Source organism: Synechococcus sp. CCY 0621 (assembly GCF_019038465.1).
In the GTDB taxonomy this organism is placed as follows: Bacteria; Cyanobacteriota; Cyanobacteriia; order PCC-6307; family Cyanobiaceae; genus Cyanobium.
The window spans coordinates 1-9453 of the sequence record NZ_JAFKRH010000045.1 but is presented as its reverse complement, the minus strand read 5'-3'; the positions used below and the strand labels follow the sequence as shown (position 1 = coordinate 9453).

6 protein-coding genes and 1 pseudogene are annotated in these 9453 nt (G+C 70.4%); 2 read left to right on the top strand and 5 right to left on the bottom strand.

Annotation, left to right across the window (positions count from 1 at the left end):
• Positions 1 to 113: pseudogene (locus tag KUG43_RS14990) on the top strand (photosystem II D2 protein (photosystem q(a) protein)); the annotation flags it as partial.
• A gap of 486 nt (positions 114 to 599) precedes the next feature.
• Here KUG43_RS14990 and KUG43_RS14985 read toward each other — a convergent pair.
• The 5 genes from KUG43_RS14985 to KUG43_RS14965 are packed head-to-tail and all read right to left on the bottom strand — an operon-like array spanning position 600 to position 9060.
• Entirely contained in the window at positions 600 to 2672 is a 2073-nt protein-coding gene (locus KUG43_RS14985) for an acyltransferase family protein (RefSeq protein WP_353618052.1), read from the bottom strand.
• On the bottom strand, positions 2669 to 3628 hold the full coding sequence (locus tag KUG43_RS14980) for a lysylphosphatidylglycerol synthase transmembrane domain-containing protein (RefSeq protein WP_216910394.1): 960 nt from the start codon (positions 3626 to 3628) through the stop codon (positions 2669 to 2671). Before KUG43_RS14980 ends, KUG43_RS14985 begins: the two co-directional genes overlap by 4 nt.
• A 52-nt stretch (positions 3629 to 3680) precedes the next feature.
• Positions 3681 to 5084, bottom strand: a complete 1404-nt coding sequence (locus KUG43_RS14975; protein WP_216910392.1) for a glycosyltransferase — start codon at positions 5082 to 5084, stop codon at positions 3681 to 3683.
• Positions 5081 to 7498: a glycosyltransferase family 39 protein gene (locus KUG43_RS14970; RefSeq protein WP_216910390.1), complete on the bottom strand. Its 2418-nt coding sequence runs from the start codon at positions 7496 to 7498 to the stop codon at positions 5081 to 5083. The genes KUG43_RS14975 and KUG43_RS14970 overlap by 4 nt, the downstream gene beginning before the upstream one ends.
• Positions 7495 to 9060 carry an ArnT family glycosyltransferase gene (locus KUG43_RS14965; protein WP_216910388.1) on the bottom strand — a complete coding sequence of 522 codons (1566 nt, stop codon included), beginning with the start codon at positions 9058 to 9060 and terminating at the stop codon, positions 7495 to 7497. Before KUG43_RS14965 ends, KUG43_RS14970 begins: the two co-directional genes overlap by 4 nt.
• Before the next feature lie 127 nt (positions 9061 to 9187).
• On the opposite strand from KUG43_RS14965, the gene KUG43_RS14960 reads away from it, so the two are divergent.
• A partial coding sequence (locus KUG43_RS14960) for an S-layer homology domain-containing protein (RefSeq protein ID WP_216910386.1) occupies positions 9188 to 9453 on the top strand: 266 nt, incomplete at its 3' end.

Sequence of the window (9453 nt, the reverse complement as noted above, 5' to 3'; positions counted from 1 at the left end):
CCAAGAACATCCTGCTCAACGAAGGTCTGCGTGCCTGGATGGCGCCCGCCGACCAACCGCACGAAAACTTCATCTTCCCTGAAGAGGTTCTGCCCCGCGGCAACGCACTCTGATCCTTTCCCTGCCAAGCCATGGCCCCTTCGGGGGCCTTTTTTGTTGGCCCGCCAGACCTTCCACCGCTATGGCCATCGGCTCGGCACCGGTCCGAAAAGCTGGTTACGATGGTCGGGTTCCGTCAGCAGTGACGTGGTGATCGACGGAAACGTCTGATTGAAGGGCTCGGCGACGACTGGCCCAAGTGGGTCTCACTCCGCGCCAGCGGATTCGGTGGGTCCAGCGGCGGGCAAGTTCAACGTGTTGCTCCTTTCAAAGGTTGTTTTCGTTCTCGCCGCAGGCGTCGCCGGCTGGCATCCAACCCACAGGAGGAGGTGTCCATGACCCCAAGTTGTCCCATCCAGGGTCTGCTGATCGCGGAGAATGCCGGCTGATCACGGCTGCTGACTCCTGATCCATCGGTTCCGCGCCAGAGCGGACCCGGCGAGAGCCCCCGACACCGTTTCCCCAGGTTCGCCTGGAGATGACGGAGTCGGGGGCATCGTTCATGGGGGGCTTGCTCCTCTCGGCGACGATGTCAGCACGTCGCGGATCAAAGGGGCGGCGAGCCGCACCGCCTGCCTGGAGGGATGGGAATGTTCGTCCCTGTAGAGAATCTCCCCATCGGCGGAGCGGTACGTGCAGGCCCCTCCCGGGCAGAAGAGGTCGAACAGATCCACCACCTGCAGCGTTCCCCGCTTCTCCAGTTCCGTCAGCAGGTTGTCGAGGGGCTGGCGTCGCCGCAGGGATTCCGTCCGGTCCGGCATCAGGCAGGGGCCGCCGAAGGGGGAGAACCACTGGGGCACGGCACTGGCGGGGTGGCAGTTCGCCTCCCGGGCGAAGGGCAGGCCGTTGAGCACCGCCAAGCGCACGCCGCGCCGCGCCAGGCTGGCGGAGAAGTCGGTGAGGCCGACCCTCAGGGTCTGCAGGATCAGCCGGCTGCCCGGCCCCTGACTGGGCGGCGAGAACATCACCATGTCGTTGACGAGGAACACCCAGTCGCCCGGGCGCAGCTGTTCCACCAGCCCCGGCACCACCCGGTTCCAGTAGGCGCGGTTGGTGGCGGCGAAGGGGCCGCTGCCGCCGAGGGCGGCGAAGTTGCCCACCGGCGAGGCGGCCCAGGCCGAGGTGATCGTCACCGCGTAGTCATCGTTGGCCACCAGTTCGTCGAAGGCGCCGGCGAAGGAGGCCGAGAAGGAATTGCCCACCACCAGCACCCGGTGGCGGGCCGTGGCGAAGTCCCCGAGGGTGCAGGCCTCGATGGCGATGGTTTTGGCTGCTTCGCCGTCGTTGGCCAGGACGCAGGGGGATCCCTGCCAGGTTCCGGCCGCACCGGCCACCCGATAGGGATCCACGAGCGATTCCACCCCCATGCCGGCGGGGATCGGGTTGCGTCCGGCGTAGAGGCTGAACGGAGGCAGGTTGTCAACACCGATCAGCAGCCCCGCCCCGGCGGCCAGGCCGCCCACCCCGATGGCGATCGTCTGGTCCCGCCGCGGGGCCCAGCTGGCCTGTCTGAGGGGCTTTTCCACCCAGCGGTAGGAGGCCACCGACAGGAGCACCATCAGGCCGATCTGGAACGGCAGCGACCACCAGTGCAGGCCGATCGTCCAGCGGCTCAGGGACAGCACGCCCCAATGCCAGAGATAGAGGGAGTAGGAGATCAGCCCCACCTGCACCAGGGCCGGCCGGCTGAACAGCCGATGGGCGGCGGTTCCCTGCCGCAGGCTGGCGATCAGCAGCGTGGTGAACACCACGGAGGCCACCGTGGCCGGAACCGCCCAGGCCAGCGGCAGCAGCATCACCCCCACCAGGCCCAGGACCGCCGCCAGGGGCGGCAGGCGGGCCAGGCCCCTGGCGGCGGCCGGCCAGACGCCGCCGGCGCAGAACAGCAGGCAGCCGGCCCCCATCTCCCAGAGCCTGGGCGGCATCAGGAAGTAGGCGGCGGCCTGCTGGCTGGGATACAGCTGAACGAAGGCGATCAAGGACGCCAGCGAGGCCACCCCCATCACGGCGAACAGATTCCGCTGGCCGCCAGCTCCAGGGCGCGCGAAGCCCGTCAGCCAGGCCACCAAGGGGAACAGGAGGTAGTACTGCTCCTCTACTCCCAGCGACCAGGTGTGGGTGAAGGGGTTGAGCTTGGTGGCGGTGCCGAAGTAGTCGGTGGCCTGCCCATGCAGATAGACGTTGGAGAACCCGAACAGGGCGCTGATCCCCGTGCGCAGGGCCGTATGGGGGCGGGGGATCACCAGGCAGGACAGGATCCCCACCACCACCACGAAGACCAGCAGGGCCGGCACGAGCCGTTTCAGGCGCCGGCTGTAGAAGCCGAGCAGCAACTCGCCCAGGGAGTGGGCCGGACGGCGGGTGAGGGAGGCGGTGATCACAAAGCCCGAGATCACGAAGAAGACGTCCACCCCCAGATAGCCGCTGGGCAGGAGCCGCTCATCGATGTGGTTGAGGATCACGGCCACCACGGCCACGGCCCGCAGGCCGTCGATCTCGGCCCGGTAGCCGCTGGGCGAGGCGGGTGCGCTGCCTCTGGCCAGGGAGTCCTGGGAGCCGATGGCCTCGATCACGCGCCCACCCCGTCGCCACCGTCTGCCGGGCCACCGTCCCTGAGGCCGGCCAGCACCAGCACGCCCACCGCCGTGGGCAGCAGCACGGTGCACACCCGCAGCACCAGGATGACGGCCAGAGCCGCCGATCGTTCGACACCGAAGGCCACCGCCAGGCCGATGGCCGTGGCCTCCGCGGTACCGACCCCCGCCGGCAGAAAGGAGAGGACGCCGCCGAGGGCCATCGCCGTGCGAATCACGGCGGCCTGGGGCAGGACCAGGGGATCCCCCAGCAGCTGGAGGAGGCCCATCAATGCCGCCGCCTCAATCAGCCACACCAGCGCCGCCAGGGTGGTGCCCACCAGCAGGGGCCAGAGCTGCAGCAGTTGGCGCAGCCGGCTCACCGCTCCAAGGGCTTCACGAAGCAGGCGGGTGAGACCGCGCCAGCGCCGGTGGGCCGGCAGCCGGTCGAGAAACGCCTCCAGGCGCCGCAGGGCGGCTGGGTGTGTCAGCAGCCAGCCGCTGATGGCCAGGGTCCCCCCGGCGGCCAGCAGGGCCGGCAGAACCCTTCCCCCCAGCCCCCAGGCGAGCACCAGCAGGGCTCCGGCCAGGTCCGTCACCCGCTCCGCCAGGGTCACCCCCACGCCCACCTGCATCGGGATGCCGTGGCGACGCTGCAGCCACAGCCCGCGCAGGGCCTCACCGCTTCGCCCTGGTGCGGCCACCAGGGCGAGGCCGGCCGCGTAGATCCGGCTGCTGGGACGCCAGGCCAGGGGGTGTCCCAGTTGCCGCAGATAGAACTGCCAGCGCTGGAACAGGAGCACGTAACCCAGGGCCACCAGCGCAGCCACCACGAGCCAGCACCACCAGGGCAGTGCCGCCAGGGAGCGCATCACGTTGGCGAAGCCGAACCAGAAGCTGAGCCCCAGGTAGAGGACCAGGGTGGCCACCAGGCCGAGGAGCCAGCGCTTTTTCATCAGCGGCCAGGGCGACGCCGTTGGCCCGGAAGTGGGGCGCACACCAGCGCGCTCATGGCGTGAAGCGCAGCTTCTGAGCCGCATAGAGACACATGCGCGCCAGGATCAAACCCTCCTTCACGTGGGCGATGTTGGAGCTGCCGTAACTGCGCTCCTGATACCTCACCGGCACCTCCACGATCTTGAGGTTGAGCTTGGCCGCGCCGAAGAGCAGGTCGAAATCTCCGAAGGGGTCGAAGTCGCCGAAATAGGACCGCCCGGCCTTGAGGCGCTCGTAGTCGGCCTTCCAGATCACCTTGGTGCCGCACAGGGTGTCCTTGAGCCGCTGGCGCAGCAGCCAGGAGAAGGCCGCGGCGAAGAAGCGGTTGGCGGCTGTGTTCAGCGGCGGCATGGCGGCGCTGGTGCGGGGGTACACCAGCCGGCAGCCGTTGACGAACTCCCCCCGGCCCTCCGCCAGGGCCTTGTAGAAGCGGGGCAGATCCTCGGGGCGCACGGTGAGGTCGGCATCGAGGATCATCAGCACCTCCCCCTCGGCCTGATCGAAGCCCAGCCAGACGGCGTCCGCCTTGCCGCGGCCGCTCTGGCGCAGGGCCCGCAGCTGCAGTGGGCCGCGGTAGGTCGCGCAGACCCGCTCGATCTCCGCCCAGGTGTCATCGGACGAATGGCCTTCGACGAACAGCACTTCGGTGGCCGACCCCAGCAGGGGCATGCGCTCGATGGCGGCGGCGATGTTGCCCGCTTCGTTGCGGGCCGGGATCACCACGCTGACGCTGGGCCGGCGCTGGGCCGGCGTGGCGGGCCGGGCCACCAGCCAGTGGGTGAGCCCGAACTGTTCCAGCACGGGCAGCTGGCTCAACCAGCGGTTGGCCAGGGGGGCCAGCAGGGGGAGCCGGCGGGGCAGCAGGCAGCGGTGCCCCTGCTTGAGCACTTCCCAGCCGGCCAGGTCGAGCAGGTTCTGCACGTCCCTGGGGGTGAGCCAGCTCTCGGGCGGCTGGGGCTGGCGCAGACCCAGGGTCTCTGCCGCCTTCAGCAGCGGCTGCCACAGCCAGTTGTGGAAACTCACCACCAGCCGGGTGCGGTCGTGGCAGAACGCCGCCAGTCGCTCGAGCACCCCCTGGACGTCCTCGAGGGTGTTGAGGGTGTTGGCGACGAGAATCACATCGAAGGGCTCGCTTTCCCCGATCGCCTCCGGGTCAATGGTCGCCGCCTCGGCGCAGAGGATGCGCAGGTTCGGATGGGCCGCCCGGGCGACGGCCGCAATGGCGGGGTCGCGCTCGATGCCCACCCCGTGGCTCGGGCGGGTGGCAGCCAGCAGATCCCCCAGGCCGCAGCCGATCTCAAGCACCCTCAGTCCCGGAGCCACCAGCACCTGGTGCAGCCGGTCCAGGTCTTCGTAGTAAGCGCGGTTGCGGCGGTGGAACCGTTGCAGCCCCTCGGGCTGGAGCGTGCCGTTCATCGCAGCAGGGCCAGGGTGCCGGCCACATCGAGCCGCAGGCCGCTGGCCACGGCCCGCAGCGTCCGCAGGGTGCGGTTGCCGGGGTCGAGTCTGGCGGCGGCATCGAGCGCCACCTGGGCCTGGCCGGGGTGGAAGCGGTAGAGCTGCACGAAGCCGAGGGCCATCAGGGCATGGGGATTGGTGGGTTCGAGGGACACGATGCGCTGCAGGGTGTCGACGGCCCCATCGGCGTGCCGCTGCAACGCCTGGGCCAGGGCCAGACCATAGAGGTCTTCCAGGTCAGCCCCCTCCTGGAGTCGGGCCCGCAGCAGCCGCTCCCCCTGGGCGAGATAGATCTGCTGGGGATCGCGCTGGTTGATCTGACCCACCTGCCGGAACAGCAGATCCAGCTCACCACGGCGCAGCAACCTCCCCAGGGCGAGCAGCTGGTCGATGCGGTTGGGGGGCGCCCCGCCATCAGGTCCGGTGGCGACCTCACCGGTGGCCGCCACTGTCAACGTCAGCGGGGCGCTGCGCAAGGCCAGCGGCCGCCCCTGGCCGTCGATGGCGCGGGCCCGCAGCCGGTAGGAGCCGTCGGGCAGCCCGGCCGGCACCAGCAGGGCCAGCCGTTCGCGGACCTCCAGGCAACCGCCAGCACTGGCGCGCACCATCCCCTGGCCGATGCCGCGGTCATGGCGCCAGTCCGGCCGCCAGTCGAGCAGCAGCAGACCATCCCGCAGCTGGGCCGCCGGCCCTCGCAGGCGGCTCACCAGCACGGCCTCGCTGCCCGGCCGCAGGGGAGCGGGAGGCTCGACGCTGAGATCCAGCAGGAGGCTGGGATCCGGCCCGCAGGCCACCGGCGTCACCTCCAGGCTGAGGTTCCGCCGCCCGAAGAGCTCGGCGCTGCTGCCGTCGGGCAGGGGCCAGCGGCCGGCGGCCTGGAACGCCGGCGAACGGCGCACCATCCCGTCGAGGGCGGCCTGGCGGGCGTCGCTCATCACGCCCTGGTCGCCCCCCTTGAGCAGGAACCAGTCGAAGCCGGCCAGGTCCCCGCCGAGCTGGTCGACGGGGGCCACGGTCTGGCGGGCGGCGACGCGGAAGTCCTGGCGGCGTCCTTCGGCGTCGAGATTGAAGGCGTTCAGGCCCTGGCTGTCGGGCAGAACCGCCAGGGTGGAGAGCTGGTGCGGACTGCGCTGGCGGATCGTGGCCACGATCGCCTCCAGGGGCCATGGGGGGCCGGCGATGGGAGGCCGCGGCGGAAACCCGGTGGGATTGGCCGCCAGGGCGAACTGGCTGGCCAGGGCCCCCCAGATCCCCAGTCCCACCACCACCAGCCGCCAGCTGGTCGTCCAGCGACCGGTGGCCGAGGCCAGCAGGATCCCCAGACCGAGACACAGCTGGGGTACCAGGGGCAGCACGAAGCGGAAGTCCTTGGTGCTCATCAGGGTGGCCAGCAGCAGGGCCCCGAGCGGAAAGCTCAGCCACCAGGCCAGCCTGTGCCAATCCAAGAGGTTGGGTGGGCTGCCGCGGCGGAGCCATCGGCTCAGCAATCCTCCCGCCACCACCACCGCCACCAGGGTGGCCCCGGCCATCGTGGGCAGCAGGCGGGGATAGAACAGCCAACCCGCCAGGGTGTTGGCCTCCAGCCCGTCCTGGTACAGCACCCCCCATTGGCGGGCCTTGTTGACGGTGGAGAGGATCGTCAGCCAGTTCTGGCTCCACCAGGGCCAGGCCAGGGCCGTCGCCGCCGCCACGCCCAGCAGCGACTCGGCCAGGCGGGTCGGTCGGCCCCGCTGGACCAGGGCCGCCAGGGCCATCCAGGCCAGCGCCAGCAGGGGCAGCCAGAGCATCACCAGGCCGGTCGGGCGGGTCAGTACGACCGCCCCGAGCCCCAGGCCGCCGCCCAGGCTCCAGAGCCAGGGGCGCCGGGGGCTGGCCAGAACTCGCACGGTCAGCAGCCACCAGGTGGCCGTGAGCACGGCCGTCAGGCTGAAGTCGATCAGGTAATCGCTGCGCTGGTTCAGCAGGGCCGGTGCGACGCTGCACAGAAAGGCGGACCAGAGGCCGGCGGCCCGGCTGTGGGCCAGGCGGCCCAGGCCGTACAGGCTGCCCAGCAGCAGGGCCTGGAAGAGGCTGTTGGAGAGGATCGCGCTGCCATACCCAGGCCCCAGCAGGCTGAACACCGGTGCCGTCACCAAATAGGTGAAGGGTCCCCGGTAGGTGGGGGTTTCGGCCCACAGCCGCTGCCACCAGAGGGGATCGAAGGGCGCGGCCTCACCCAGCACCTGCCAGACCCCCATGGCGCGGCTCAGGTGTTCCCCCTGATCCCAGGCTGGCGGCAGGCCATGGCGCTGCAGCCAGAGGACATCCAGGAGCAGGCCCGCCAGCCACAACCCCAGCAGGATCCAAGCGTCCCGGCCGCGCGCCAGCCTCATCGGTCCGCTCCTGGAGCTGCGGCCAGCAGCCAGGGCTCAAGCTCGGGGGCCTGCAGCTGCACGGGCCATCCGGCTGGCAGTTCCTGGCGGCGGATCCACACCCGATCCCCGGGAGGAACCTTTTCCGGCGCCCCAAGGCGGGGAATCAGCCTGGGGCTGGCCAGGGCAACCAGGATCAGCCCTGCGTGCTCCTCGCCGCTCAGGGGAGCGGCGGCGGCGGCGGCAATCGGCCCCGCAGCGAGTGCCTGCGCCGCCGCAGGGCGCGCCAGGGCCTGGCGCTGCACGGGGCTTCTGTCGGTGAACAGACCGGCCTGTACCAGAACGACCAGGGCCAGCCAGGGACCGATCAGCAGGGCCCCCAGTCGGTGTGCGCTGCGGCGGCACCAGAAAACCAGGGCCCAGGCCAGACCCAGGCCCACCGCCGCCATGGCGAACTGTTCCGGTGTCGGCGCGAGGCTGGCCACCCCATTGGCCACAAGCCGTTTGGCCGGCGCCCCTGGCCAGAGCACCACCGCCGCCGCCAGGACCAGGGCCATTCCCAGGCCCGCGATGCCCAGGCTGGCCCAGTGGGCAGATTTGCCGACTGCGGCGCTCCAGGAGCGCAGGCCGGCGGTTGCCGCCAGGGCGACGAAGGGGGTGAGCTGCAACCCGTAGTACGGGGTCTTGGTGCGGAAGGCGCTGAGCAGGAGAAGCATCAGCAACGGATAGAGAAGCAGCAGCAGGCGCCTGGTCCGCTCCAGCGGTGCGGCTAGCCAGCTGCGCCAGCCCGCCAGGGCGAAAAGGCTCCAGGGGAAGGTGTTGGCCGGCAGGTTCCATACGTAATAGAGGGGACCGGCGCTGTAGACGTCGCTCTCGGAGAGGTAGAGAAGCTTCTGCCAAAGGCCCGCCACCACCGGCAGGCCGAGCACCCGCAGGCTCAGGCCCAGCCAGAGCGCCACCGGCAGCCAGCCGAGGGCGAGGCCGAGCCAGAAGGCGGGCCGCCGCAGCACGGGACGCCGCTCCAGCAGGACAAAGGGCAGCAGGGCCAGCACGGGCAGCGCCACCATGAAGCCCTTGATCAGGAAGGCTGGGCCGATCCAGGCCCCGGCCAGCATGGCCCAGTGCCGTTTGGGGGTATCGCCGGCCCGCAGCAGGGCCAGGATTCCCAGCAGCTCCAGGGCCACCAGCGGCATGTCCTGGCTGGCGAGGTGGGCGTAGTCGAGCCACAGGGGGGTGAGCGCCAGTACGGCGGCGGCAACCCATCCGTCTCCATCACCGCCGAGCAGGCGCCTGGCGAGGGCCGCGGTGAGCAGCAGGGAGGCCACGGCGGCGACCAACGACGGCACATGGGCCACCCAGGGGGCCAGGCCCAGCAGTCGGTAGGCCGCGGCGATCAGCCACGGCAGGCCGATGGTGCGATCGAAGACGACCTGGTCCCACCAGGGAGGAGCCAGCCACTGGCCGCTCTGCGCGATCCAGCGGGCCTGCAGGGCGTAGTAGCCCTCGTCGTGGGCCAGGAAGCTGCGCGGCGCCGCCGTGAGCAACAGGGGCAGGAAGGGCAGCGTCGCCCAAAGGGCCTTCATGGGCGGCACTCTGGCAGCACCCCTGGGTACCGGACGTTGTGTTTTCTGGCACATGGACACTGGATGGACAGGTTCCCCTGGGTGATTCTTCGGTTGGCGCATTGCGCCGCTTCCGTGTGAGGAACCCATGAAACTCTTCCAGCAACTGCTGGTTGCTCCCGCAGCCCTCGGCCTGCTCGCCCCTGTGGCGGTTCAGGCAGCTGAGCTCAACATCGACGGCGTCAACAAGTACGCCGCCGAAGAGCAAGTCACCAGCATCAACCAGTTTTCCGACGTCAAGCCGACCGACTGGGCCTTCCAGGCCCTCTCGAACCTGATCGAGCGCTACGGCTGCGTCGCCGGCTACCCGAACGGCACCTACAAAGGCGGCCAGGCCATGACCCGCTATGAAGC